Genomic DNA, 24,405 nt, shown 5'->3' with positions numbered 1-24,405 from the left:
GTCTAAGTGTCGGGGCTGTGCGTGGGCCACAAAGGTGAACCATTCCACAGGCAGTTGCCTTGCCCGACGGCTGCCCGGGACCCGCCCGGCAGCGCTGACCGTCCATGTCCGAGGCGTTCGTTAGGCTGGGTCGGGACAAGGAGATGACATGGCGCAACGAATATCCGGCACCCCCGGGACGCTCGGCGAGTCCGTCGACCCGCAGGAGCTGCCGGCGACGGCGGCGGAGACCACAGCGGAGAACCCGTGGCCGCTCAGTGTTCTGTCGAACAAGATGAAGTCCTACATCGACCGCATGTCGAGCGTGTGGATCGAAGGCCAGGTCGTTGAGCTCAACCACCGCGGCAAGGCCAGTTACCTCACGCTGCGCGACACCGACGTCGAGATGTCCCTGCCCGTCCAGATCTGGAAGAACGTCCTCGACCGCACGGGAGCACAGCTGTCCGAAGGCAGCCATGTGGTCGCGAACCTCAAAGCCGACTTCTGGACGAAGACCGGCCGTCTGACGATGCGCGCCAACGACATCCGCGCCGTCGGCCTCGGCGAGCTGCTCGCTCGTCTCGAACGACTGAAGAAGCAGCTCGCCGCCGAAGGCCTGTTCGATCCCAACCGCAAGAAGCGTCTGCCGTTCCTCCCGAACCGCATCGGGCTGATCACCGGACGCGACTCCGACGCCCAGAAGGACGTCGTGCGCAATGTCCACCTCCGCTGGCCCGCCGCCGAATTCGAGATCCGCAACACCGCGGTGCAGGGGCCTGACGCCGTGCCCGGAGTGATGAAGAACCTCGCCGAGCTCGACGCGGACCCGTCGATCGACGTCATCGTCATCGCCCGCGGCGGCGGCAGCATGGAGGACCTCCTCCCGTTCTCCAACGAAGCGCTGGTCCGCGCCGTGTCCAATGCTCAGACACCGGTCGTCTCGGCGATCGGCCATGAAGCCGACCGTCCCATCCTCGACGAGGTCGCTGATCTCCGCGCCTCGACACCGACCGATGCCGCCAAGCGCATCGTCCCCGACGTCGCCGAGGAAGCCATGGGCATCCTCAATGCCCGGGCCATGCTCGATTCCGCAGTCAATCGCATCATCGACCGCGAGCAGGAGATGCTCACCGCCGTGCGCTCGCGACCCGTCCTCGCCGAACCCCAGACGATCGTCGACGCCCGGGAGGACGAACTCCTCATGCTCCGGCGCCGCAGCCTGCAGGCGATGTTCGGTCAGCTCAACCAGGGACAGAACGAGATCAACCACCTGCGGTCGCAGGCCCGGTCGCTCTCGCCGCTGCGCACGCTCGAACGCGGCTACGCCGTTGTGCAGACGGACAGCGGCCAGGCCGTGCGCGATGCCGACGAAGTCCACACCGGATCGACCGTCCATATCAGAGTCGCCCGCGGACGCTTCGACGCCGAGGTGACGACCATCGACGATGCCACAGAAGAGACAAGGAGCTGACCATGACCGAACCCGCCACCCAGCAGAGCGAACCCGACATCAGCACACTGAGCTACGAACAGGCGCGCGAGGAACTCGTCACCACGGTCAAGCGCCTCGAGGCCGGCAACCTGCCCCTCGAGGAGTCGCTGCGGCTGTGGGAACGCGGCGAGGCACTGGCCGACCGGTGCCAGGCGTGGCTCGACGGTGCGCGCGAACGCCTCGACAAGGCCCACGAGGACAGCACCGACGACGAATGACGGTTCAGCCGTCCCCGGTGCCCGGCGACGGCTTGGATCCGACCGCGGGCCGCGGTCACGCGCGGCCCATGCAAGCGCAGGCAGTCAGGGCACCGTACGCAACAGTGGCGCGGTGCCCACTCAGGCGATCTGTCGGCTCAGGCGAGGTCGGCTGACACCTGATCGGCGAAGTAGTTGACCGTGTCCGGAGTGGCGATGGCCGTGATGACGACGAAGACGTCGCCCTTCGACGTCACCCACTGCACCTTCGCATCATCGGTCCGGTACACCTGGTAGGTGTAGCCGCTGACATCGACGGTCTCGGCGGCGGTCGCATCTTTGACCCTCCCGTCGGCCCACGCCTGCGACGCCTGCGCCTGCTCGATGCTCACCCACTGATCGTCGGGCCCGAGGAACGAGACGTACCACGAGGTGACGCCGGTGTCGCCGATGCGATCGAGGTTGGCTTCGTTCGACGTCCACCCCGACGGCACGTCGGGAACGACGAGTGGATAGTCCGTGTTCGACTGGGACACCTCGGCGATCGCGCGATAGTCGACGACCCGCTCGGAGTTGACCTCCGGCTGCGGAGCAAGGAGGAGTACACCGCCGACGAGCGCCAGGCACGCCATGATCGCCACGGTCATGTTCACCCAGTTCGAGTTCTTCCGCAGCAGACGCATCTCTTCCCGCGACCCGGGAAGGACGACTCCGGACTGGTCGGACATGGAAACTCCCTCACGGCCGGTCCCCTGCTGCTGCCGGGAACCCGTTTCGTCGGTGGTGGAACGGACATTCACCCCTCCATTGTCCCCGCGCGGCCCACCAGGAGCCAATCGGCAGCGCCGCTGACGCCCGGCGCGGTGGTGCCACTGACGCCTGGCGCACGGGCTCACCGTTCGGCGACCGGCACTCGGCCACGTGCCGGGCCCCGCTGTCGGCGCACACCCGAGGAGGTGCCAGTACTCATCAATGAGGTGTCAGTACTCATCAATTGGGTGTCAGCACTCACCGAGGAGGTGTCGGAGACCACCTGAGGAGGGTGGCACAATTGGAGGCATGAGTGACCCACAGGATTCAGTTGACGTGAAATCGCATCATGATCGGGGCCGAGTGGACGCGGAAGCGCCACCCGTCGCAGTCACCGACGCATGGTCCCAGCAGGCCCAGGTCGGAGCCGACGCTCCCGACCGCAACCTCGCCCTCGAACTCGTGCGCGTCACCGAAGCCGCCGCCATCGCCGCCGCCCCCTGGGTGGGCCGCGGGGACAAGAACGCCGCCGACGGCGCAGCCGTGGCCGCGATGCGCAATGTCATCTCCAGCGTCCGGATGGCCGGAACCGTCGTCATCGGCGAAGGCGAGAAGGACGAAGCGCCGATGCTCTTCAACGGCGAGCAGGTCGGCGACGGCGGCGGAGCCCGCTGCGATGTCGCCGTCGACCCGATCGACGGCACCCGACTGACCGCGCTCGGCATGCCCAACGCGATCTCCGTCATGGCCGTGACCGAAGACGGCGCGATGTACGACCCGTCGGCCGTGTTCTACATGGAGAAGCTCGTCACCGGGCCCGCCGCCGCTGACGCCGTCGACCTGCGCCTGCCGATCGCGGAGAACATCCGCCGCGTCGCCAAGGCCAAGGGTACGAAGGATCCCGCCTCGGTGACGGTGATGATCCTCGACCGCCCCCGCCACGAGAAGACGATCGCGGAGATCCGCGCCGCCGGCGCCCGCATCCGCCTCATCACCGACGGCGACGTCGCCGGCGCCATCGCCGCCTGCCGCCCCGACACGGGCGTCGACATGCTCATGGGCATCGGCGGCACCCCGGAGGGCATCATCACCGCGTGTGCGATCAAGGCCCTCGGCGGCGTCATCCAGGGCCGCCTGTGGCCGCAGGACGACAGTGAGCGCGAAGCCGCGGCGAAGGCCGGCCTCGACATCGACCAGGTGCTCGGCACCGATGACCTCGTGACCGGGGACAACTGCTACTTCGTCGCCACCGGCATCACCCAGGGCGATCTGCTCGACGGCGTGAAGTTCCACGGCAGCCACGTCTCGACGCATTCGCTCGTCATGCGGTCGAAGTCCGGCACCGTGCGCTCGGTCTTCGCCGAACACCAGTCGGCGAAGACCCACTCCTACGTCGAGGCCGCCGAAGAGGCCGCCCGCCGCGGACTCGTCTGACCCGGACTCCATCACCGGCGTCGGCATCCCCGGCGCCGGACCCAGACACAGCGAGTGCGATTCCGCTCGCTCCACCATCACCGGCCCAGGGAAGCAGGTTCAGGACGCAATGCCCAATCAGGCTTGGAAGCGCTTGCAGGAAGGCAACCGCCGGTTCGTCAACGACGAGCCCGAACATCCCAACCAGGACACGGCGCGCCGCGAGGCGGTGACGGCCGACCAGAAGCCGTTCGTCACCCTCTTCGGCTGCGCCGACTCCCGAGTGGCCGCGGAGATGATCTTCGACGTCGGGATCGGTGACATGTTCGTCGTGCGCAACGCCGGACAGGTCATCGACCCCGTCACCCTCGGTTCGCTCGAGTACGGGGTCGAAATGCTCGGCACTCCGCTGCTCGTCGTCCTCGGCCACGACAGCTGCGGGGCCGTGACGGCGGCCTACAACGCCTACGACACCGGGGAGACCCCGCCCGGGTTCATCTCCGACGTCGTCGCCCGCATTCTCCCGACCGTGGCCCGGGCGCGGAAGAACCACCGCACCACCGTCAATGAGACGGTCGTGCAGAACACCATCGACACCGTCGAGAAGATCATGCAGCTCTCCACGCTGATCTCCCGCGCCGTCGAGGAGGGCCGACTCATCATCGTCGGCATGACCTACCAGCTCCACGACGGTCACACGACCGTCGTCGCCCAGTACGGAGGCGACGAGGCCGCGGTCTCGACCTACGCCTCCTGACCCGTGGCCGGAACGTGAGGGCGCCGCGGCGTCCGCACGTCGCGGCCACACCACCATCACGAAAGGACAGTGCCCAAGCATGAGCGAAGAGTTCCGCATCGAACACGACACCATGGGTGAAGTGAAGGTTCCCAAGGACGCCCTCTACAGCGCGCAGACCCAGCGCGCCGTCGAGAACTTCCCGATCTCCGGCAAGACCCTCGAATCCGCGCACATCGCCGCCCTCGCGCAGGTGAAGAAGGCCGCAGCCAAGGCCAACCGCGAACTCGGCGTCCTCGACGCCGACCGTGCCGAGGCGATCGAGAACGCCGCCGACGAGGTCATCGCCGGCAAGCACGATGCGCAGTTCCCCATCGACGTCTTCCAGACCGGATCCGGCACCTCGTCGAACATGAACACCAACGAGGTGCTCGCGACGCTGGCGACGAAGGCCCTGGCCGACAAGGGCATCGACGTCCACCCCAACGACCACGTCAACGCCTCGCAGTCGTCGAACGACGTCTTCCCCACCTCGGTCCACGTCGCCGTGACGAAGGCCCTGGTGACCACGCTCATCCCGGCCATGGACACGCTGGCGACGTCGCTGGAGAAGAAGGCCGAGGAGTTCGCCTCGGTCGTCAAGTCCGGGCGCACCCACCTCATGGACGCCACCCCGGTCACCCTCGGCCAGGAGTTCGGCGGCTACGCCGCGCAGGTCCGCTACGGCATCGAGCGCATCGAATCGGCGCTCCCCCGCGTCGCCGAGGTGCCGCAGGGCGGCACCGCCGTGGGCACCGGCATCAACACCCCTGACGGGTTCTCCTCGCGCGTCGTCGAGATACTCGCCGAGGAGACCGGCCTGCCGATCACCGAGGCCCGCAACCACTTCGAGGCTCAGGCCAACCGCGACGGCCTCATCGAGGCCTCGGGTCAGCTGCGCACGATCGCCTACGGCTACATGAAGATCTGCAACGATCTGCGGTGGATGGGCTCGGGACCGAACACCGGCCTCGGCGAGATCGCCATCCCCGACCTCCAGCCCGGGTCCTCGATCATGCCCGGCAAGGTCAACCCGGTCATCTGCGAAGCGACGATCCAGGTCGCAGCCCAGGTCATCGGCAACGACACGACCGTGGCCCTGTCGTCGACGAACGGTGCCTTCGAGCTCAACGTCGGCATCCCCGTCATGGCCTCGAACCTCCTCGAGTCGATCCGCCTGCTCGCCAACGCCTCGACGGTGATGGCGGAGAAGATGATCGACGGGCTCACCGCCAACGTCGAACGGGCGCGCTTCCTCGCCGAGGCGTCCCCGTCGATCGTCACCCCGCTCAACAAGGTCATCGGCTACGAGAACGCCGCGAAGATCGCCAAGCACGCGGTCGCGAACAAGATGACCGTCAAGGAGGCGACGATCGACCTCGGCTTCGTCGAGAACGGCTCGATCACCGAGGCCGACCTCGACAAGGCGCTCGATGTCATGACGATGATCGGCACCTACAAGTGAGCTGACCCGATCTCCGCACAGCGCCCGCCGCCGGTCCCCTCCGACCGCCGGCGGGCGCTGTCGCGTCTGAGCACACCCTAGGATCGAAACGGGTCGAACTCCTCGAGAACGTCGGTGACGAGGGCGGCGATGTCCGAGCGCTCCGATCGGGTGAGCGTGACGTGGGAGAAGAGGTCGTGGCCTTTGAGCTTCTCGATGACCGCGGCGATCCCGTCATGGCGCCCCACCCGCAGATTGTCCCGCTGCGCGACATCATGGGTGAGCACGACCTTCGAGTTCATGCCGATGCGCGAGAGCACCGTGAGCAGCACATTGCGTTCGAGCGACTGCGCCTCATCGACGATGACGAACGCATCATGGAGCGACCGCCCGCGGATATGCGTGAGCGGCAGCACCTCGAGGATCCCCCGGTTGACGACCTCGTCGATGACGTTCTTGCTCACCAGTGCGCTGAGCGTGTCGAAGACCGCCTCGGCCCAGGGGTTCATCTTCTCCCCCTCGCTGCCGGGCAGATAGCCGAGGTTCTGGCCGCCGACCGCGTAGAGCGGGCGGAAGACCATGATCTTCGAGTGCTTGTTCTCCTCGAGCACCTTCTGCAGCCCCGCCATGAGAGCGAGCGCGGACTTCCCCGTTCCGGCTCGCCCTCCCAGCGACACGATGCCCAGCTCGTCGTCGAGCAGCATGTCGATGGCCACCCGCTGCTCGGCCGAACGCCCGTGGACGCCGAAGATGTCCCGATCCCCGCGCACGAGGCTGACCGTGTTGTTCGCCCGCACCCGGCCGAGAGCCGATCCTCGCGGTGAGGTGATGACGACCCCGGTGTTGACGACCTCGTCGGCCACCGCAGCGGTCTGGATCGACCCCGAGTCGTAGAACTCCGACATCTCCTCATCGCCGAGCGCGAGTTCGCTCATCCCCGTGAATCCCGAATCCGTGGCGAGCTCGGCCAGGTACTCCTCGGCCTGGAGGCCGAGCGCCGAGGCCTTGACGCGCATCGGCACATCCTTCGTCACGACGACGACGTCGTGGCCCTCCGCGGCGAGGTTGCGGGCGACCGCGAGGATCCGCGTGTCGTTCTCCGACCGGTCGAAGCCGACGGGCATCGTCGAGGCGTCGATGTGGTTGAGTTCGACGCGCACCGTGCCCCCGGCGTCGCCGACGGGGATCGGCTCGTCGAGGCGATCGTAGTCGGAGCGGAAGTCGTCGAGGATGTGGAGGGCCTTGCGGGCAGTGAAACCGAGTTCAGGATGGTGCCGTTTCGCCTCGAGCTCCGAGACCACGACGAGAGGGATGACGATGTGATGCTCTGCGAATCTCAGCAGTGCTCCCGGATCCGAGAGAAGCACCGAGGTGTCGAGAACGTATGTGTGGACCTTTTCGGCCATGGGGACCCCTGTTGCGTGCGTAGCGCCGAGGTCCAAGTCCTGACATCCCCCGAACCCCGGGTTGGTGTCGACCAACTACAGCCAACCTAACCCCGGTCTCGGGCGTGTCCCGGTACCGGCACGCGCATCCGCGTCATGAACTTCGCATGAATGGGATGGGTGATAGTTTCGGCCCATGGCCGATGCGATCTTCGAGAACCCGCAGCTCGTCGCCGTCTACGATGCCTTCGAGGGCTCCCGCGACGATCTCGACCTCTACACCTCCCTCGCCGAGGAGGTCGCGGCGTCGGCGGTCATCGACCTCGGGTGCGGCACCGGAGTGCTCGCCCGCAGGCTCGCCCGCACCGGCCGCGACGTCCTCGGCATCGATCCGGCCCGGGCCTCGATCGAGCTGGCGACGGCGCACGCCGCCGCGGAGGGGCTCAGCATCGATCTCCGCGTCGGCACCGCAGCGGACATCCCCACAGCTGTCGCCGATCTCGTGACGATGACCGGCAACGTCGCTCAGGTCTTCCTCGGCCTCGACGACCTGCGAGTCGCGTTCGCCGGCTGTGCCCGGGGTCTGCGCCGCGGTGGTCACCTCGTCGTCGAGACCCGCGACCCCGCTCTCCGGGCCTGGGAGGCGTGGGGACGGCGCCAGCCGCGCACCCTCGACGTCGACGGCATCGGCGAGGTCACGGAGACCCTGGCACTGGGCCAGGTCGACCTGCCGTTCGTCTCGTTCTCCCACCTCTACCGGTTCGCGGCCACCGGGGACGTCATCGGTTCGCGCTCCCGGCTGCGGTTCCACACGCAGGGAGAGGTCAACGCGGCGCTCGAGGCGACCGGTTTCGCCGTCCGCGATATCCGGGACGCACCGGACCGTCCCGGAGCCGAATGGGTGTTCGTCGCGCAGAAGCGCTGAGCCCGGCGGCCACAGATGCGGCGGTTGGTCCGACGGCCTCCGCCGAGGCCGTGGGCCCGTCTACCGGCCGAAGCGGCGCTGGCGCAGCCCGTAGTCGCGGACGGCGCGGAGGAAGTCGGTGCGCCGGAAGTCGGGCCAGTACGTCTCACAGAAGTAGAACTCCGAGTATGCGCTCTGCCACATGAGGAACCCGGAGAGCCGCTGTTCGCCCGAGGAGCGGATGATGAGGTCAGGGTCGGGCTGACCCTTCGTGTAGAGGTGGGCCCCGATCTGCTCGGGTGAGAGTTCGGCGATGATCGTCTCGAGGTCGATGCCGTCGTCGGTTCGGGTCCGCAGCAGGGACTTCACGGCGTTGACGATCTCCTGCCGACCCCCGTAGCCGACGGCGACGTTGACCCGCATCCCGCGTCCGTCCGAGGAGGCCGCGGCTTCGAGGCGGGCGCGCAGATCGGGAGGCAGGATGTCGAGGTCGCCGACGAGTTGGACCCACACCCCGTCGAGCTTCGCGATCCGCTCGACCATGTCGGAGATGATCTCGATGAGCACGGCCACCTCGTCGGCCGAGCGTGCGAGGTTCTCCTTCGAGAGCACGTAGAGGGTGACGATCTCGACGTCGACCTCCGTGCACCAGCCGAGGAACTCGACGATCTTGTCGGCTCCCGCGCGGTGGCCGTCGGCGGTCGTCGCCCCGAATTCCTTCGCCCAGCGGCGGTTGCCGTCGGTGATGACCCCGACGTGCCGGGGCACGGGCACCGAGGTGTCGAGCTCGCGCAGGAGTCTCCGCTCGTAGAGGCGGTAGAGCAAGCTCAGCGGTCGTGCCACGTCGCCTTCTTTCTCCTGCGGTCCCGGTCGGTCGAACATCATCCAGAGTACTATCCTCCGACCGCCTCACCTGCGGTCGGTCTCAGCCGGTGACTCTCCGAGGTCAGCGCACACCCCGGGATGGGACTGGCACACCCGGGATGGGACTGCCACGACCGGCACATGAGCCGCTGGGGATCCTGCCAGGAGAAGCCAGTAGATTGAACCCATGAACGCTCCCGTCACGGATCCGCCAGCGCTCGACCGTCTTGAATCGCCGGACCGGCAGCCCCGCTCCGGCGGCGCGTATCCCGTGCGCATCGCCCGGCGCCGCACGGCCCTGCGCTCGGAGCTCGGCAAACTCGCCGGACAGGTCAAGCCGAAGCTGCGCGGCTGGTTCCATGCCGGAGCGTTCCCTCTGGCGATGATCGGCGGGTTCGCCCTCGTCATCATCTCCCCGACGATCGAATCGCGGCTGGCGGCCTCGGTCTTCGCGGTGACCGGCATGCTCCTCTTCGGCACCTCCGCGGTCTATCACCGCGGCCGCTGGCGGACCCGCGCCCGCCTCATCCTCCGCCGCCTCGACCACGCGAACATCTTCCTCATCACCGCCGGCACCTACACCCCCCTCGCCGTTCTCATGCTCCGACCGGATCAGGCGATCCTCCTGCTCTCGGTGCTCTGGGGCGCCGCGGCCCTCGGGGTGGCGTTCCGGACGATCTTCACGACCGCGCCGAGGTGGCTCTTCGTTCCCGTCTACGTCTTCTTCGGCATCGCCGGAGTCGGCTACATCCCGCAGATCTGGGCGACGATCCCAGCGGTCGGCATCCTCATCGTCGTCGGCGGCGTCTGCTACATCGCCGGTGCCGTCATCTACGGCATCAAGCGGCCCAACCCGGCACCGCGGTGGCTCGGGTTCCATGAGATCTTCCACATCCTCACGATCGCCGGCTACGGCTGCCACCTCGCCGCGCTCCTCGTCGCGGCCGTCGCCGCGTACTGAGCACGGGCGGCCGCGCCGCACCGGCCGCGCCGCACCGGCCGCGCCGCACCGGCCGAGCACACAGCACACAAAACAGCGCCGGACCCGGCGACCGCCTCGGCGATCAGCGGATCCGGCGCTGTGGGCTGCCGGTGGGGTCGGGACGGCGCCCGCCCCACCCCCTCAGATGTTCAGCCGTCCTGCTTCCGGGACTCCTCGGCCCCACCATCAGCATCGGCCTGGTCGGTCTCGGAGGCGTCACCGGTGGCCTCGGGGGCGTTGGCCCCGGAGAGCTTCGACTGGTTGGGCACCGCGTACTTGCGCAGCGGGATCGGGTAGGCGTCGCTGGCTCGGGACCGCGCCCGCACCCGGCGCACGCGCTTGAGGGCGTCGCGGATGAGGAAGATCGCGACGACGACGATCGCAAACGTCGTGAGGAAGCCGATCGTGCCGGGCGTGACGAGGTCGGGATCGGGCCCACCCGACGGGGTCGCCGTTCCGGTCGCCGCGAGCACCGCGACCGCTGACAGGCTCGACTCGGTTGCCATGATGCTCATGCGCGCTCTCCCTGGTATTCGTCGACGGAGGGTGAGGCCGGGAGCATGCCCTCGGCCGGGACCGTGCTGCCGTCGTCGCGTCGGACGCCGGCGAAGAGATCGGACTCCTGGAAGTCGACGCCCGGAGTCAGCGGCGGCCGGTCGGTGCGGTCGACGGCGAGCTCGAACTCCTCGGTCGGCCAGTACTTCCGGGCCGCCACCCGCGAGGCGGAGAAGAACCCGCCTTCGGGATCGATCTGGGTGGCGTGGGAGAGCAGGGCGCGATCACGGGCGTCGAAGTACTCGCTGCAGTCGATGCGCGTCGACAGCCAGTTGACGCGTTCGGCATCGCGCTTCCTGAAGTCCTCGATATGGTCGGCGAACGGCGACTCGAGACCGGCCTCGGTCATCTTCTCGTGGATCGTGATCCACTTCTTCGCCGAGAGGTCCTGGTTGTAGTAGACCTTCTGCACCTGCCACGGCTCGCCGAGCTCCGGGTGCGCCTGCGGATCGGCGGCAGCGGCGACGGCGGCCATCGTCACCGCGTGGTTCTTGATGTGATCGGGGTGCGGGTAGCCGCCGAGCTCGTCGTACGTCGTGACGACCTGGGGCCGGAACTGCCGGATGATGTGGACGAGGGGCAGCATCGCGATCTCGTCGGGCACCCGGTAGAAGCAGCCGGTGGGGGTCTCCTCGTCGATGTCGCCGTCGGGCAGTCCCGAATCGACATGACCGACCCACACGTGCTCGGCGCCGAGCGCGGCAGCGGCGGCCGCCATCTCCTCACGGCGCAGCCCCGCGATGTCGCGGACGGCCTTGGGCGACTGGAGGAGCGCCGGATTGAGGATGTCGCCGGCCTCTCCCCCGGTCATCGAGGCGATGAGGACGCGCGCGCCGAGGTCCGCGTACTTCGCGCTCGTCGCAGCCCCCTTCGACGATTCGTCGTCGGGGTGGGCGTGGACTGCCAGCAGACGCAGACCCTCATATGGAAGCGCAGTCATTTCTCGGAAGATCCCTTTCGATTCGCCGTGAGCCGTTCCTCACTCCACGTGCCCGTGAACATGATCGCAGAACTCGGATCGACTACTCTAGGTTAGTGCGCGAGACTGACAGATGAGGAATTCAATGACTGAGGTTACAGCCGCCGACCCCCAGAGCGACCGCTACGGCCGCAGCCGCACTCCGCAGCGGCGCCTCAGCCGCCGGGCCACGATCATCGCCGCAGCGGTCATCGCCGTCGCCGTCGTCGTCATCGGCGTCATCAACTTCCAGCCGTCGCAGGAGCCCACTGACCCCCGGACGCTCAATTATGAGATCGTAGATTCCGCGACGACTCAGGTCAGCGTCGCCATCTACCCTGATGAGACCCGCAGCGTGCACTGCATCGTGCAGGCGACGAACGACCGCGAGGCGATCGTCGGCTTCACCGAGGTCAGTCTCGAGGCCGACCCGCAGGCCGATCCCACCTCGCCCAAGCAGATCGACGTCACCGTCGCGACGACGCAGCTCGCGGCCTCGGGCCACGCCGACGCCTGCTGGTTCGAGTGAGCCGGCCGACCCCGAGGCCGAACGACCGGGATGCGTCCGCCGTGCGCTGGAGCCGCAAGGCCACCTGTTCCCACTGGTTCCTCGCCGAGGCGGTCTGACGTGGACGATTTCTGCGTCCGGATGGTGATCCAGATCATCGTATTTCGCCGCAGATGCGTTAGACTGTAGTTTCATTCACCACCCGGGCGTACCCCACGCCCGGTTTTTCGTTGCCTGACGTGCCGTCAGTGCACCGAACCGAAGAAGGAGAAGTCATGACCGAGGATGTCACCCAGGAAGAGACATGGTTGACACAGGAAGCCTTCGACCGTCTGTCGAAGGAACTGGAACACCTCTCCGGACCGGGACGTGCAGAGATTGCTGAGAAAATCGAAGCCGCCCGCGACGAGGGTGACTTGAAGGAGAACGGCGGCTATCACGCGGCACGCGAAGAGCAGGGCAAGCAGGAGGCCCGCATTCGCCAGCTCGAACAGCTACTCCGGTCCGCGAAGGTCGGAGAGAGCGAGAGCGACGGCAAGACGGTGTCCCCCGGATCCGTCGTGACCGCGAAGGTCGCCGGCAACGAGATGCGCTTCCTGCTCGGCAGCCGCGAGATCGCCGGCGATTCCGACATCGACGTGTTCTCGGAGAAATCGCCGCTCGGTGCGGCCGTGCTCGGCGTCGCCGTCGGCGACAAGACGAGCTACGAGGCCCCCAACGGCAAGGAGATCTCCGTCGAGGTCGTCGACATCGAGGCCTTCTCCGGCTGAGACCGGCTGCGATGCAGCGAAGACCGGTGGGCGGGTGCATCATGCACCCGCCCACCGGTCTTCTCTTCTCCGCGTGCGGACGACGCCCCACGACACGGTGCTGAGCGGTCGAGGCCGCTCAGCACCGGGCGGACTCAGCGCTGCGGATCGTCGCGGCCGGCGCCGCTGCGACCGCTCGGGGTCTCCGATCCGGGGAGGTCCTCGGGTTCGGCCGAATCGCGGCCCTCTGCGGCGCTCCTGGCCTCCGCCGCGTCGACCTTGGCCTGCGCGGAGTCGAGCACGGCATCCGCCTCGGCGGTGTCCGGTCTCTCCTCCGGGGGTGCCGCACCTCCCCGTGGACCGTTGGCGTGGACGATGTAGCTGACGACGGTGTTGAGCACGGCGACGAGCGGCACCGCGAAGAGGGCGCCGACGATGCCGAAGAGGAAGCCTCCGGCGGCCACGGCGAGGACGACGGCGAGCGGGTGGACGGACACGGCCTTGCCCATGAGGAACGGCTGGAGGACATGGCCTTCGAGCTGCTGGACGCCGATGACGACGGCGAGCATGATGATCGCCGAGACGAGGCCGTTCGACACGAGCGCGACGACGACGGCGACGATGCCCGAGGCGACGGCACCGACGATCGGCACGAACGAGGAGAGGAAGACGAGCAGGGTCATCGGGATGACGAGCGGCACGCCGAGGATCGCGGCACCGATGCCGATGCCGATCGCATCGACGGCGGCGACGAGGATCTGCACCCGCACGTACTGGGTCAGTGTGGTCCACCCGCGACGGGCGGCGCCGATCGCGACCGGCTGGGCGGGGATCGGGAGGAGGTTCGCGACCCACCCGAAGATGCGCTTGCCGTCGTAGAGGAAGAAGAACGTCGCGAAGAGGGTCATGAGGAGACCGGCGAGGAACGAACCCACCGAGGTGGTCGCCTGGAGCGCTCCGCCGAGCAGCTGCGAGCCGTTGTTCTGGAGGAACTGGGTCGCCGACTGGATCGCGTCGTCGATGTAGGTCGAGATCGTTCCCGAATCGATGCCGAACGGGTTGTGCGCGAGCCAGTCGCTGATGCTCGAGAATCCGGTGATCACCTGATCGATGAGATCGGGCATCCCGGAGTAGATCTGCTGCCCGACGAGGGTGAAGAGTCCGACGACGACGACGATGAAGCCGACGAAGGCGATGGCGGCGGCAAGACCGCGCGGCATCCGCTTCGCGAGCCAGTCGGTGAGCGGACCGAGCAGCGCGGCCAGCAGCAGCGCGATGAGCACGGGCAGGAGCACGTCCCAGACCTTCGACAGCAGCCAGAAGGCCACGCCGATGCCGACGAGGACGACGATCGAGCGCCACGACCATGCGGCGGCGACTCTGAGGCCCGGGGACACGTACGGTTCGGAACCGGCGTCGAGGCGGGCGTGCGCGACCTCGGTGGAGCTGACGTCTCCGGCGCGCACCGCCTCGTCGTCATTGCGCCGGCGCGAGCGGCTGCGGTCTCCGCGGGAGGAGTTCCATGCCCCCTTCAGCCGGAATCGGGATTCAGTGTTCTCGTTCTCTGACATGCTCCAACAATAGTTGTTGCGCATGGCTGTGAGGTGGAATGATGACAGCACAGGAAGGGATTCTTTGTGAGAAAGCGCATCTTCTACGCAGCCGCCACCATGACAGGGGCGGCTGTCGGCATCGGCGCATCGGCCGCCGGGCTGCTCCGCCGCCAGGCCTCGTCCCTGCGTCGGGGGTTCGACGCCGACGCCGACCGCCGCCACCTCACCATCGCCGAGGATGTTCCTCCACCGGGCGCCGATGACGGGGAGGTGGCCGCTCTCGCCGTCATCGGCGATTCGTGGCTGTGCGGCGTCGACATCGACGATCCCGCCCAGACCCCTGCCATGCTCATCGGCCGCGGCCTGGCCCGACTGCTCGGGACCACGGTCCGGGTCGAAGCGACCGCCCGCCCCTCAGCGCTGTCGGATCGGCTCTCGGCACAGGTCGATGAGATCCTCCGCTCGTCGCGCCTCGCCCGGCAGGGCGCGGAGTCGTGGACCCAGGACCGCCGCTTCGCGATCATCTCGATCGGCACCGGTGACGTCATCCACCCCATCCACGGTCCGATCGGCGTGCCGGCGCTCACCCAGGCGATCAACCGGCTCCAGCGCGAAGGCCGGTACACGGTGTTCGTCCTCGTCTGCCCCAACCTCGGCGGGCTTCCGGGGCTGCGCGATCCGCTGAAGACGACACTGCGGCGCTCGTCCCGCGTCCTCGCCGGCTCGCAGTGGCTGGCGGCGCTGTCGGCCCGCGCGGTGCCGCTGCTCGCCACCGGGTCGCTGACGGGCACGACCCGGAAATCGCTGCTCAACGAGTCCGGCCGGTTCCCCAGTGCCCTCGGATACGCCCAGCTCGCCTCGACGGTGCTCGCCGCGATCGCCGAGCGCATCGCCGCCCCCATCGCCGTCGACCGCTCGCAGGACATCCCCGACGACACGCGCGAGGAGTCTGCCGACGCCGGCCCAGGCCAGGGCAGCGTCGCCGACGAGGACGCGTCTGCGACCGCACCCGCCGACACCACGACGCCGACATCCGAGGGCAGAGCCCCGTGATCCCGGTCGTCCTCGCCTCCCAGTCCCCCTCCCGTCGGCAGATCCTCGCCGCCTCGGGCATCGACCCCACCGTCATCGTCTCCGACGTCGACGAACGGGCGATCGAGGAGTCCTTCACCGGGTCCGTCGGGGACCTGACGACGGAGCTCTCCGCGGCGAAGGCCCAGGCGGTCGTCACCCGACTCGAGGCGATGCCTGCCGCCGACCTGCCCGAATCACTGCGCGGGGCCCTCACCTGCGTCGTCATCGCCGGCGATTCCCTCCTCGAACACGACGGCGCGGCGATCGGGAAGCCGGGCACGCCGGAGCGCACACGCGAGATCTGGGCGTCGATGGCCGGCTCCTGGACGACGCTGCACAGCGGTCACTCGCTCGCGGTGCTCGAGCGCACCGACCTCGCGCAGCCCTTCCGGCTCCGGGACCTCCGCTCGCAGCGGTCGGCCACCGCGGTGCTCATCGGCACTCCCACCCCGGAGGAGCTCGAGGCCTACATCGCCACCGAGGAGCCCTTCCACGTCGCCGGCGCCCTGACGATCGACGGCTTCGGCGGCGCCTTCGTCGACCGGCTCGACGGGGACCATCTCACGGTGCTCGGGCTCAGCCTGCCGGTTGTGAGGGATCTCGCGCGTGACATGGGCCTGTTCTGGCCCGATTTCTGGTCCGTCCGGGGCTAGACTCGAAGCGGTCGAGCGGACACGCCCGGCGCCTTTGAAGTTTTCTCATGAGGTTTTTATCGCTGGCCTACAAACGGTTTGCGGCGATCCCTAAATTGATCTGAGATCATACAAAAGGAGCGCCATGACCTCAGTTCTCCCCGACGAGACGACCGATTCGCTGTCGACCCACGTCCCCACGGCCCCCGTGCGCCGCGTCCTCATCGCCAACCGCGGTGAGATCGCCCTGCGCATCATCCGGGCGGCACACGACCTGGGCATCAAAGCGGTCGCCGTCTACACCCGAGCCGATGCGGACGCCGAGTTCGTGTCGCTCGCCGACGACGCCTGGCTGCTCGAGGGCACCGGCGCCGGGGAGACCTACCTCGACATCGACAAGATCCTCGCCCTCGCCACACGCTCCGGTGCCGATGCCATCCATCCCGGCTACGGCTACCTCGCCGAGAACGCGCTGTTCGCGCAGGCCGTCATCGATGCCGGTCTGACCTGGGTCGGCCCTCCCCCGGCCGCCATCGAGCTCCTCGGCGACAAGTCCGGTGCCCGTGAGGTCGCCGAGGCGGTCTCCGCTCCCGTCGCACCGGGATCCGACGGCGCCGTCGCCGATCTCGCCGAGGCCGCCGCGGTCGCCGAGCGCATCGGCTATCCCGTCGTCATCAAGGCCGTCCACGGCGGCGGCGGCCGCGGCTTCCGCGCCTGCCCGACCGCCGACGACCTCGAAGCCGCATACACCGCGGCCACCCGCGAGGCCCTGGCGGCGTTCGGGCGCGGCGAATGCCTCATCGAGAAGCAGATCGTCCACCCCCGGCACATCGAGACCCAGTGCCTCGCCGACTCCTTCGGCGAAGTCCGCGTCCTCTCGACCCGCGACTGCACGCTGCAGCGCCGGAACCAGAAGATCGTCGAAGAGGCGCCTGCCCCGTTCCTCACCGCGGAGCAGGAGCGCATCGTCACCGAGGCCTCGATCCGCGTGCTCGCCCACGTCGGCTACGTCGGCGCCGCCACGTGCGAGTTCCTCCTCGGCACGGACGGGACGATCATCTTCATGGAGGCCAACGCGCGCATCCAGGTCGAGCACACCGTCACCGAGGAGGTCACCGGCGTCGATCTCGTCGGCTGGCAGCTGCGCATCGCCTCGGGTGAGCGCCTCCCCGAGACGTTCCCCGCCGTGCGCGGACACGCGATCCAGTTCCGCATCAACGCCGAGGATCCCACGACGTTCTTCCCCGCCACCGGCACCGTGAAGAACTACCGGGCACCGGCCGGGCCCGGGGTGCGCCTCGACTCCGGCATCGGCGAGGGCAGCGTCGTCGGCACCGACTTCGACCCGATGCTCGCCAAGCTCATCATCACCGGCGCCGACCGCGACCAGGCGCTGGCCCGCTCGCGTCGCGCCCTGAGCGAATACCGCATCGACGGAGTCTCCACTCTGCTGCCCCTCCACCGCATCCTCGCCTCGGAACCGGCCTTCGCCGGAGACTTCGCGGTGTGGACCAACTGGCTCGAAACCGCGTTCGTCAACCCGCTCGCCGCACCGACCACAGGAGATCACATGAGCACCACCGCTGACAGCTTCAGTGTCGTCGTCGAGGTCGACGGCCGCCGAATGACCGTGTCGGTTCCCAAGGACGTCATCTCCGACCTCGGTCACGTCCCGAGCCCGAGCGTGCCCCGCCGCAAGCGCAACCTGCGCCGCAAGGGCGCGCAGCTGACCGACGAGTCCAACGCGCTCAACGCCCCGATGCAGGGCACGATCGTCTCCGTCGCCGTGGCCGCCGGGGACACCGTCGAGGCCGGGGACACGCTCGCCGTCATCGAGGCGATGAAGATGGAGCAGCCGCTCAAGGCGGGTCACTCGGGCACGGTCTCCGAGGTCCTCGTCGATGCCGGCACCGCCGTGAAGTCGGGAGAGCCGATCATCCGGTTCGCCGCCTGAGTCCACCGCGCTCACCCACTGCCCGGATCACCCGTCGTCGGTGATCCGGGCAGTGAGGTAGTCGGACTCGGCATCATTGCCCGGACACGCCAGTGCGCTGCGCAGCGCCGCCTCGGCGTCGTCCTCGCGTCCCAGCTCACGCAGCGTGATCGCCCGCGCGATGTGATAGGGACGATGGCGCTGCAGCTGCGCGTCACCGGCGAGCGCATCGAGGGACGCCAGCCCCGTCGCCGGACCGCTGACCTTCCCCCGCACCACCGCGATGTTGAGGGCGACGACCGGGGTCGGCTCGAACCGCTCGAGCAGCCGGTAGAGGACGAGGATCTGCGGCCAGTCAGTCTCGGCGAACTTCGGCATGGACGGCCGCGATCGCCGACTGCACCGTGTACGCCCCCGCACCCTGTTCACCGGCGGCCGCCTGCGCCAGCCCGAGGCCTTCGGCGATGAGCCGCGAATCCCAGCGCCGCCGGTCCTGGTGCTCGAGCGGGATCGGACGCCCGTGCTCATCGACCCGCGCCTCCGCCCGCGCCCGGGTGAGCAGGAGCAGGGCGAGCAGACCGCGGGGCTCCGTCCGGTCCGGCAGCAGCCGCACGAGCAGGCGGGCCAACCGGATCGCCTCCTCCTGGAGGTCGGCGCGCGCATGGACCGGTCCGGCTGTCGCGGCGAACCCCTGCGTGAAGATGAGGTAGACGACGCGCAGCACTCCGGACAGTCGGTCACCGAGGACCTCCGAGGTGGGGGTGCCGAACGGAATCCCCGTCACCGTGATCCGCTTCTTCGCCCGCACGATCCGCTGCTGCATCGTCGTCGTGTCGACGAGGAAGGCGGCAGCCACCTCGGCGGTGCTCAGTCCGGCGAGGAAGCGGAGGATGAGGGCGATCCGCTCGGGCTCTTTCAAGGTCGGATGCGCGCAGGTGAAGAAGAGACCGAGCCGGTCATCGGGGATACGGGCGGAATCGAGGTCCGCGCCGAGGCGGTCGGCGTGGTCCTCGTGATCGCCGGGGCGCCGTTCGTCCTCGATCCGCAGTCGTGCGAGGTGCCGTGCTCTGCGGGCATCGGCACGGATGAGGTCGATCGCGCGGTTCTTCGCCGTCGTCATCAGCCACGCCTGGGGGTTGGCGGGCACTCCCCTGCCCGGCCAGGTCTCGACCGCGCGGACGATCGCGTCGGCGAGTGCCTCCTCGGCGAGATCGAGGTCGTGGAAGGTCCGGGCCAGAGCCGCGAGCAGGCGCCCGTGGTCCTCCTCGCCGATCACGGTGAGGGCCCGGGCGGCTGCCGCGGACTCGGTGGCCATGGCCGGACTCAGTAGTCGGCGAGGGGCCGGATCTCGATGTGCCCGAACCGCGCGCCGGGGCTGCGCTTCGCCCAGCCGATCGCATCGTCGATCGTCGGCACCTCGATGACGTAGCTGCCGCCGACGAACTCGCTCGATTCGGCGAACGGCCCCGAGGTGACCAGCGCCTGCCCCTCCGCTTCGCTCACTCTCACCCCGTGCTCGGGGCCTTCGAGGGCGAATCCGCCGACGACGATGCCGGCGGCGCTGATCTCCTCGTCGAAGCGCATGAACTCGCTCGGGTCGGGTCCGCCGTCCTCACCGCAGTCGGCGTCGGCGGTCCTGCCCATGAGCAGCAGTGCGTATTTCATCTCTGACTTCCCTTCGCGTGCGGATGCGCCTCGCGCACCCGGTGGCGCCGGACGGGATCGTCCGACACCACTGTGACGTCCCTGAGGTCAGGATATCGACACCGGGAGGCGAAAAGATCTCTAGAGGTGCCGGTGGAGGCGCCGCGAGGCCTCGGTCAGCGATCCGCTCAGCGAGGGGTAGACGACGAACGACGCCGAGAGCTGATCGACGGTCAGGCGGTTCTCCACGGCCATCGTGATGGGGAGGATGAGCTCGCTGGCGCGGGGCCCGACGACGACTCCGCCGAGGATGGAGCCCGAACCGCGACGCGCGAAGATCTTGACGAAGCCGTCTTCGATGCCGAGCATCTTCGCCCGCGGGTTGGTGTCGAGCGGCAGCATGACGGTGTCGATGTCGGTGGGGTTCTCGCGGTAGTTCTGCTGGGTGAATCCGACGGTCGCGATCTCCGGGGCGGTGAAGACGTTCGAGGCGACGTTGCGCAGCTTGAGCGGCTGGACGGCATCGCCGAGGGCGTGGGACATCGCGATGCGCCCCTGCATCGCCGCCACCGAGGCAAGCGGCAGGACGCCGGTGCAGTCACCGGCGGCGTAGATGCCGGGGCGGTTGGTCCGGGAGACGCCGTCGACGACGATGTGCCCGGAGTCGTTGACCTTGACGCCGGCCGCGTCGAGTCCGAGGTCGGCGGTGTTGGGAATCGACCCGACGGCCATGAGGCAGTGCGATCCCTGGACCCGGCGGCCGTCGGCGAGGGTGACCTCGACGCCGTCGTCGGTCCGCTCGACCGACTGGGCGCGGGAGCGGGAGAGCACGTTCATGCCCTTGTTGCGGAAGACGAACTCGAGGACGTCGGCGGCGTCCTCGTCCTGCCCGGGCAGGACCTTCTCGCGGGAGGACACGAGGGTGACGTCGGCGCCGAGGGCGCGGTACGCCGAGGCGAACTCGGCACCGGTGACGCCCGACCCGACGACGATGAGATGCTCGGGCAGCTCCTCGAGTTCGTAGAGCTGGGTCCATGACAGGATCCGCTCGCCGTCGGGCTTGGCGGTGTCGAGTTCGCGCGGGTGGGCGCCGACGGCCAGCAGGATCGTCGAGGCCCGCAGGGTGTATTCGGTGCCGCTCTCCTCGACGACCTCGACCCGATCGCGGTCGACGAGCGTCGCGCTGCCCTTGATGATCTTCACCCCGGCGCGGATGAGACCGTCGTAGATGTCGTCGGACTGGGCGGTGGCGAGCGAGAGGATGCGGTCGTTGACCGCTTTGAGGTCCGCAGTCACCCGGTCGTGGTCCGGGTGCTCCTCGGTCGTCTCGTCCTTGCCGGTGATCCTGATGCCGAGACTCGACGAGCGCGTGATCTCGTCCATCATCTCCGCTGTCGCGATGAGCGACTTCGAGGGCACGACGTCGGTGACGACAGCGGCGCCGCCGGTGCGGTGGCGCTCGATGAGCATGACGTCGGCGCCCAGCTGTGCGGCGGCGAGAGCGGCTTCGTAGCCTCCCGGACCACCGCCGATGACGACGACTCGATCTGCTGCGGATTCAAATTCTTCGTTCACGGCTCAATCCTCTCAAATCGCCACCCCGGGAGCGAATGAACTCTCGGGGCGGAAAGTGCGTCGTCAGGCGGGCGGCGCCGGTCAGGAATCGGCGGCGTCGGCAGGGTCGACCACCTCGGCGGTGTCGCGGTGGAGCGCGGAGAGGGAGACATAGGCCTGCGCATTGGCCCTGACCTTCTCGACGCCGTCGTCGGTCATCTCGCGTCGCACTTTGCCGGGGACGCCTGCGACGAGGGAGCGCGGCGGGATGTCGGTGCCCTCGAGGACGACCGTGCCGGCCGCGATGAGCGATTCGGAGCCGATGTGCGCGTCGTTGAGGACCGTCGCATGCATCCCGATGAGCACATCGTCGTCGACGGCGGCGCCGTGGACGAGGGCCTGGTGGCCGATCGAGACCCGCCGGCCGACGACGACGGGTTTGCCCTCGTCGGTGTGCATCACCGTGTTGTCCTGGACGTTGGAGTCCTCGCCTATGGTGATCGGGGCCTTCTCCGCTCGGAGCACACAGCCGTAGAAGATGCCGGCGCCGCGTTCGACGCGCACGTCGCCGACGAGGGTGGCGCCGGCGGCGACGAAGGCCTCGGGATCGATCTGCGGGGTGTGCCCGCCGACAGAGATGATGCGTGCCTGCGATTCCGTCATGAGTCCTCCATCGGCTCTCGGTGCTGGTTCAGGTGCCTGCCAGTCTACCCACGGCCGAGGTCCCTGCGGCAGGCGTCTCACGTGCAGTTCTCCTCGCAGTGATAGTCTCCGCCCACCACGAGGGGCGGCTGTCCGCCTGCCGCGTGACATCCTCCTCCGAGGACGGGCGACTTCACGGTCCCTCCCCTTTCCGTTCACCCCGGCGACACCGTGCTTCTGCAGAGTGAGACGCGTTTTGGACGGATTTGCAACGAGCACGCCTTAGCAGGAAAATGGACAGAATATTTGTCAGAAACTTCACACTGCCAGACTCTTGTGTGCCTTTTGCGGTTATGTGAACCTTGACTGTGAGAGTTGCGCGCCGCTGCTGTCGTGCGCGCACACCGCTTTCACTTATCACCGTCGAAAGGCCACCATGGATTGGCGTCATCGCGCTGCATGCCTCAATGAGGACCCCGAACTGTTCTTCCCCATCGGAAACACGGGTCCGGCATTGCTTCAGATCGAAGAGGCCAAGACTGTGTGCCGTCGCTGCGAAGTGGCGGAGACCTGCCTCCAGTGGGCACTCGAATCCGGACAGGACGCCGGCGTCTGGGGCGGCCTCAGCGAAGACGAGCGCCGCGCCCTCAAGCGTCGCGCCGCCCGCGCCCGCCGCGCCGGCTGACTCCCGCTCCACCGAACTCGCACAGTCCGAACCTCGTCAGAGTCCCCTGCTCGAACCACGATCTTCGCGATCCGAGCTGGGGACTTTGTCGTGCCCGGACCCGTCGCACCACCGCGGCGCGCATCGCAGCACCGAGGCGGACCGTCAGTCGTAGGAGTCGGGGCGCAGCGGGACGTCGAGGATCGCCTCGGTGCCCCCGCCCTCCCGCTCCCGCCACTGGATCGACCCGGCGAGATCCGCCGAGACGAGGGTGCGCACGATCTGGGTGCCCAGGCCGTTGCCCGGGCTCTGCTGGTCGCCCAGCCCGACGCCGTCGTCGGCGATCGTGACGTGGAGGTGGTCGCCGTTGCGCTCGGGCACGACCCAGACATGGCCGGTGAGCGTCTCCCCCGGCGCGAGCCCCTCCTGCTCCTCGAGCGGGAAGCCGTGCTCGATCGCGTTCGTGATGAGCTCGGTGATCGCCAGCGCCAGGGACGTCGCGTCGGCGGACGAGATCGTCCCGAAGCTGCCCTGGCGCTGCAGGGAGATCTGGACGAGCGGACTCGTCAGCTCCGGGGTCAGTCGCAGGCCCTTGTCGACGACCTCGTCGAAGTCGACCTCGGACTCGACTCCCTGGCTGAGCACATCGTGGACGACGGCGATGATCGACACCCTCCGCATCGCCTCCGACAGCGCCGCCTTGGCCGCGGGATTGTCGATCCGCCGCGTCTGCAGGCGCAGCAGTGCGGAGACGGTCTGCAGATTGTTCTTCACCCGGTGGTGCATCTCCTTGATCATCGCATCGCGGGAGAGCAGCTCCCGCTTGCGCCGCCGGATCTCCGAGACGTCCCTGGCCAGCACGATCGCCCCGGTGCGCTCACCGTCGTCGGTGAGCGGAATCGCGCGCAGGGAGACACTCGTGCGCCCCACCTCGAGTTCGGTCCGCCACGGCGCGCGTCCGGTGAGCACGAGCGGCAGGGTCTCATCGACCTGCCGCAACTCCGTGCTCAGGCTCGACACCACCTCGGAGAGGTAGGCGCCTTCGATCTCCCCACCGTGGCCGAGGCGATTCATCAGCGACACGGCGTTCGGGGAGGCGTACTGGACCCGGGAGTCACGGTCGAGGACGAAGATGCCGTCACCGACCCGCGGCTCACCGTGGCGCACTCCGCTCGGCGCCTCCCGATCGGGGAACGCGCCCTGGGCGATCATCGTCAGCAGCGCCTTCGCCGCGTCCCGGTAGTGCTTCTCGAGCCGCGAGGTCCCGCGCCGGCGCATCTCCTCGGAGTACCTGACCATGACGGCGAGCGTCTCCCCGTGGCGGACGAGCGGCACCGCCTCGGCGCTCACCTCGGTCTCCTCGGTGCCCGCGTTGACGCCGAGCTCCTTGGCCGGAGCCACCTCGGTGACGATGGTCCGGGTCTCCACCGCCGCCTCGAGGAGCTCGCGTTCGAGCCCGGTCGCCCGCGCGCCGAGGAGGTCCCGATTGAACAGCGTCGCCCCCGTCGTCGGCCTCGCGTGCGCGACGACCGTGAACGCCCCGCTCGCCGACGGCACCCAGAGAACGAGGTCGGCGAACGAGAGATCGGCGATGAGCTGCCAGTCCCCGACGAGGAGGTGAAGGTATTCGGCATCCGCCTCATCGGTGATGCCTTCGGCTGCCAGTTGTTCGTTGAGCACGGGTCCCTCTTCCGGGTGGGGAGTGTTCAGCGGGCCCGAAGGTCGTCTTCGAGCCCGCTGAGGTTGACGCTATC

The 24,405-nt window shown here is 68.5% G+C and carries 25 protein-coding genes; 13 read left to right on the top strand and 12 right to left on the bottom strand.

What is annotated here, in order from left to right:
* Positions 1–148: 148 nt before the first annotated feature.
* Together xseA and FJ887_RS16420 are read left to right on the top strand one after the other, a co-directional pair.
* Complete coding sequence (xseA, locus tag FJ887_RS16425) at positions 149–1,450, top strand: exodeoxyribonuclease VII large subunit (RefSeq protein ID WP_137824710.1); 1,302 nt, start codon at positions 149–151, stop codon at positions 1,448–1,450.
* Between the two features lie 2 nt (positions 1,451–1,452).
* Positions 1,453–1,689, top strand: coding sequence for an exodeoxyribonuclease VII small subunit (locus FJ887_RS16420; protein WP_137824711.1), 237 nt, complete (start codon positions 1,453–1,455; stop codon positions 1,687–1,689).
* A gap of 137 nt (positions 1,690–1,826) precedes the next feature.
* On the opposite strand, the gene FJ887_RS16415 is transcribed toward FJ887_RS16420, so the two are convergent.
* The gene (locus tag FJ887_RS16415; RefSeq protein ID WP_137824712.1) at positions 1,827–2,396 is read right to left on the bottom strand and encodes a DUF4245 family protein; all 570 of its coding nucleotides are present in this window, start codon (positions 2,394–2,396) and stop codon (positions 1,827–1,829) included.
* A 331-nt stretch (positions 2,397–2,727) separates the two neighbouring features.
* On the opposite strand from FJ887_RS16415, the gene glpX reads away from it, so the two are divergent.
* The 3 genes from glpX (at position 2,728) to FJ887_RS16400 (ending at position 6,071) form a co-directional block, all read left to right on the top strand.
* Positions 2,728–3,852: a class II fructose-bisphosphatase gene (gene glpX, locus FJ887_RS16410; RefSeq protein ID WP_137824713.1), complete on the top strand. Its 1,125-nt coding sequence runs from the start codon at positions 2,728–2,730 to the stop codon at positions 3,850–3,852.
* Positions 3,853–3,961: 109 nt separating this feature from the next.
* On the top strand, positions 3,962–4,588 hold the full coding sequence (locus tag FJ887_RS16405; RefSeq protein WP_137824714.1) for a carbonic anhydrase: 627 nt from the start codon (positions 3,962–3,964) through the stop codon (positions 4,586–4,588).
* 79 nt (positions 4,589–4,667) lie between these two features.
* Entirely contained in the window at positions 4,668–6,071 is a 1,404-nt protein-coding gene (locus FJ887_RS16400) for a class II fumarate hydratase (protein WP_137824715.1), read from the top strand.
* A 77-nt stretch (positions 6,072–6,148) separates the two neighbouring features.
* On the opposite strand, the gene phoH2 is transcribed toward FJ887_RS16400, so the two are convergent.
* Complete coding sequence (gene phoH2 / locus FJ887_RS16395; RefSeq protein ID WP_137824716.1) at positions 6,149–7,456, bottom strand: RNA 5'-3' helicase PhoH2; 1,308 nt, start codon at positions 7,454–7,456, stop codon at positions 6,149–6,151.
* Positions 7,457–7,631: 175 nt separating this feature from the next.
* Between phoH2 and FJ887_RS16390 the strand changes: the two genes are divergently transcribed.
* The gene (locus tag FJ887_RS16390; RefSeq protein WP_137824717.1) at positions 7,632–8,360 is read left to right on the top strand and encodes a class I SAM-dependent methyltransferase; all 729 of its coding nucleotides are present in this window, start codon (positions 7,632–7,634) and stop codon (positions 8,358–8,360) included.
* Between the two features lie 60 nt (positions 8,361–8,420).
* Here the strand turns inward: FJ887_RS16390 and FJ887_RS16385 are convergent, their stop codons facing one another.
* Positions 8,421–9,182, bottom strand: a complete 762-nt coding sequence (locus FJ887_RS16385; protein ID WP_137824718.1) for an isoprenyl transferase — start codon at positions 9,180–9,182, stop codon at positions 8,421–8,423.
* 208 nt (positions 9,183–9,390) lie between these two features.
* On the opposite strand from FJ887_RS16385, the gene trhA reads away from it, so the two are divergent.
* Positions 9,391–10,164, top strand: a complete 774-nt coding sequence (gene trhA, locus FJ887_RS16380) for a PAQR family membrane homeostasis protein TrhA (protein WP_137824719.1) — start codon at positions 9,391–9,393, stop codon at positions 10,162–10,164.
* A gap of 170 nt (positions 10,165–10,334) precedes the next feature.
* On the opposite strand, the gene FJ887_RS16375 is transcribed toward trhA, so the two are convergent.
* Complete coding sequence (locus FJ887_RS16375) at positions 10,335–10,700, bottom strand: hypothetical protein (RefSeq protein ID WP_249356658.1); 366 nt, start codon at positions 10,698–10,700, stop codon at positions 10,335–10,337.
* Positions 10,697–11,680 carry a mycothiol conjugate amidase Mca gene (gene mca / locus FJ887_RS16370; RefSeq protein WP_137824720.1) on the bottom strand — a complete coding sequence of 328 codons (984 nt, stop codon included), beginning with the start codon at positions 11,678–11,680 and terminating at the stop codon, positions 10,697–10,699. The genes FJ887_RS16375 and mca overlap by 4 nt, the downstream gene beginning before the upstream one ends.
* 124 nt (positions 11,681–11,804) lie before the next feature.
* Here mca and FJ887_RS16365 point away from each other — a divergent pair, with 124 nt between their 5' ends.
* Positions 11,805–12,227, top strand: coding sequence for a DUF4307 domain-containing protein (locus FJ887_RS16365; protein WP_140955616.1), 423 nt, complete (start codon positions 11,805–11,807; stop codon positions 12,225–12,227).
* Between the two features lie 254 nt (positions 12,228–12,481).
* On the top strand, positions 12,482–12,976 hold the full coding sequence (greA, locus tag FJ887_RS16360; RefSeq protein ID WP_137824722.1) for a transcription elongation factor GreA: 495 nt from the start codon (positions 12,482–12,484) through the stop codon (positions 12,974–12,976).
* Positions 12,977–13,110: 134 nt separating this feature from the next.
* Here greA and FJ887_RS16355 read toward each other — a convergent pair whose 3' ends face one another.
* Positions 13,111–14,526: an AI-2E family transporter gene (locus FJ887_RS16355; protein ID WP_137824723.1), complete on the bottom strand. Its 1,416-nt coding sequence runs from the start codon at positions 14,524–14,526 to the stop codon at positions 13,111–13,113.
* 66 nt (positions 14,527–14,592) lie between these two features.
* Here FJ887_RS16355 and FJ887_RS16350 point away from each other — a divergent pair, with 66 nt between their 5' ends.
* The 3 genes from FJ887_RS16350 to FJ887_RS16340 all read left to right on the top strand — a co-directional run bounded on the left by FJ887_RS16350 (position 14,593) and on the right by FJ887_RS16340 (position 18,168).
* Positions 14,593–15,561, top strand: a complete 969-nt coding sequence (locus FJ887_RS16350; RefSeq protein WP_249356659.1) for an SGNH/GDSL hydrolase family protein — start codon at positions 14,593–14,595, stop codon at positions 15,559–15,561.
* A complete protein-coding gene (locus FJ887_RS16345; RefSeq protein WP_137824724.1) occupies positions 15,558–16,235 on the top strand; it encodes a Maf family protein in 678 nt (225 codons plus the stop codon). Before FJ887_RS16350 ends, FJ887_RS16345 begins: the two co-directional genes overlap by 4 nt.
* A gap of 124 nt (positions 16,236–16,359) precedes the next feature.
* Positions 16,360–18,168 (top strand): acetyl/propionyl/methylcrotonyl-CoA carboxylase subunit alpha, encoded by a 1,809-nt coding sequence (locus FJ887_RS16340; RefSeq protein ID WP_137824725.1) that lies wholly within the window; start codon positions 16,360–16,362, stop codon positions 18,166–18,168.
* Positions 18,169–18,195: 27 nt separating this feature from the next.
* Here FJ887_RS16340 and FJ887_RS16335 read toward each other — a convergent pair whose 3' ends face one another.
* The 5 genes from FJ887_RS16335 to FJ887_RS16315 form a co-directional block, all read right to left on the bottom strand.
* A complete protein-coding gene (locus tag FJ887_RS16335) occupies positions 18,196–18,525 on the bottom strand; it encodes an RNA polymerase sigma factor (protein WP_249356660.1) in 330 nt (109 codons plus the stop codon).
* The gene (locus FJ887_RS16330; protein ID WP_249356661.1) at positions 18,503–19,462 is read right to left on the bottom strand and encodes an RNA polymerase sigma factor; all 960 of its coding nucleotides are present in this window, start codon (positions 19,460–19,462) and stop codon (positions 18,503–18,505) included. The genes FJ887_RS16335 and FJ887_RS16330 overlap by 23 nt, the downstream gene beginning before the upstream one ends.
* 8 nt (positions 19,463–19,470) lie before the next feature.
* Positions 19,471–19,812: a YciI family protein gene (locus FJ887_RS16325; RefSeq protein ID WP_137824726.1), complete on the bottom strand. Its 342-nt coding sequence runs from the start codon at positions 19,810–19,812 to the stop codon at positions 19,471–19,473.
* A gap of 120 nt (positions 19,813–19,932) precedes the next feature.
* Positions 19,933–21,366 carry an NAD(P)H-quinone dehydrogenase gene (locus tag FJ887_RS16320; protein WP_137824727.1) on the bottom strand — a complete coding sequence of 478 codons (1,434 nt, stop codon included), beginning with the start codon at positions 21,364–21,366 and terminating at the stop codon, positions 19,933–19,935.
* 81 nt (positions 21,367–21,447) lie between these two features.
* Positions 21,448–22,008, bottom strand: coding sequence for a gamma carbonic anhydrase family protein (locus FJ887_RS16315; RefSeq protein ID WP_137824728.1), 561 nt, complete (start codon positions 22,006–22,008; stop codon positions 21,448–21,450).
* A 415-nt stretch (positions 22,009–22,423) separates the two neighbouring features.
* On the opposite strand from FJ887_RS16315, the gene FJ887_RS16310 reads away from it, so the two are divergent.
* Positions 22,424–22,672 carry a WhiB family transcriptional regulator gene (locus FJ887_RS16310; RefSeq protein ID WP_009374875.1) on the top strand — a complete coding sequence of 83 codons (249 nt, stop codon included), beginning with the start codon at positions 22,424–22,426 and terminating at the stop codon, positions 22,670–22,672.
* Between the two features lie 144 nt (positions 22,673–22,816).
* On the opposite strand, the gene FJ887_RS16305 is transcribed toward FJ887_RS16310, so the two are convergent.
* A complete protein-coding gene (locus tag FJ887_RS16305; RefSeq protein WP_137824729.1) occupies positions 22,817–24,331 on the bottom strand; it encodes a sensor histidine kinase in 1,515 nt (504 codons plus the stop codon).
* Between the last annotated feature and the right edge of the window lie 74 nt (positions 24,332–24,405).

Origin of the sequence: Brevibacterium sp. XM4083 (assembly GCF_006489205.2) — a bacterium.
Lineage (GTDB): Bacteria > Actinomycetota > Actinomycetes > Actinomycetales > Brevibacteriaceae > Brevibacterium.
The sequence above is the reverse complement of the archived record's forward strand: the minus strand, read 5'-3'. Positions and strand labels throughout refer to the sequence as shown.

Bases quoted from the DNA above. Each gene is read 5' to 3' on its own strand.
- FJ887_RS16365 (WP_140955616.1), top strand. From the start codon at position 11,805: ATGACTGAGGTTACAGCCGCCGACCCCCAGAGCGACCGCTACGGCCGC.
- FJ887_RS16335 (WP_249356660.1), bottom strand. From the start codon at position 18,525: ATGCCGAAGTTCGCCGAGACTGACTGGCCGCAGATCCTCGTCCTCTAC.
- FJ887_RS16310 (WP_009374875.1), top strand. From the start codon at position 22,424: ATGGATTGGCGTCATCGCGCTGCATGCCTCAATGAGGACCCCGAACTG.
- FJ887_RS16340 (WP_137824725.1), top strand. From the start codon at position 16,360: ATGACCTCAGTTCTCCCCGACGAGACGACCGATTCGCTGTCGACCCAC.
- FJ887_RS16420 (WP_137824711.1), top strand. From the start codon at position 1,453: ATGACCGAACCCGCCACCCAGCAGAGCGAACCCGACATCAGCACACTG.
- glpX (WP_137824713.1), top strand. From the start codon at position 2,728: ATGAGTGACCCACAGGATTCAGTTGACGTGAAATCGCATCATGATCGG.
- FJ887_RS16325 (WP_137824726.1), bottom strand. From the start codon at position 19,812: ATGAAATACGCACTGCTGCTCATGGGCAGGACCGCCGACGCCGACTGC.
- greA (WP_137824722.1), top strand. From the start codon at position 12,482: ATGACCGAGGATGTCACCCAGGAAGAGACATGGTTGACACAGGAAGCC.
- FJ887_RS16390 (WP_137824717.1), top strand. From the start codon at position 7,632: ATGGCCGATGCGATCTTCGAGAACCCGCAGCTCGTCGCCGTCTACGAT.
- FJ887_RS16330 (WP_249356661.1), bottom strand. From the start codon at position 19,462: ATGGCCACCGAGTCCGCGGCAGCCGCCCGGGCCCTCACCGTGATCGGC.
- FJ887_RS16315 (WP_137824728.1), bottom strand. From the start codon at position 22,008: ATGACGGAATCGCAGGCACGCATCATCTCTGTCGGCGGGCACACCCCG.
- mca (WP_137824720.1), bottom strand. From the start codon at position 11,680: ATGACTGCGCTTCCATATGAGGGTCTGCGTCTGCTGGCAGTCCACGCC.
- FJ887_RS16415 (WP_137824712.1), bottom strand. From the start codon at position 2,396: ATGTCCGACCAGTCCGGAGTCGTCCTTCCCGGGTCGCGGGAAGAGATG.
- FJ887_RS16375 (WP_249356658.1), bottom strand. From the start codon at position 10,700: ATGAGCATCATGGCAACCGAGTCGAGCCTGTCAGCGGTCGCGGTGCTC.
- FJ887_RS16355 (WP_137824723.1), bottom strand. From the start codon at position 14,526: ATGTCAGAGAACGAGAACACTGAATCCCGATTCCGGCTGAAGGGGGCA.
- FJ887_RS16400 (WP_137824715.1), top strand. From the start codon at position 4,668: ATGAGCGAAGAGTTCCGCATCGAACACGACACCATGGGTGAAGTGAAG.
- FJ887_RS16405 (WP_137824714.1), top strand. From the start codon at position 3,962: ATGCCCAATCAGGCTTGGAAGCGCTTGCAGGAAGGCAACCGCCGGTTC.
- xseA (WP_137824710.1), top strand. From the start codon at position 149: ATGGCGCAACGAATATCCGGCACCCCCGGGACGCTCGGCGAGTCCGTC.
- trhA (WP_137824719.1), top strand. From the start codon at position 9,391: ATGAACGCTCCCGTCACGGATCCGCCAGCGCTCGACCGTCTTGAATCG.
- phoH2 (WP_137824716.1), bottom strand. From the start codon at position 7,456: ATGGCCGAAAAGGTCCACACATACGTTCTCGACACCTCGGTGCTTCTC.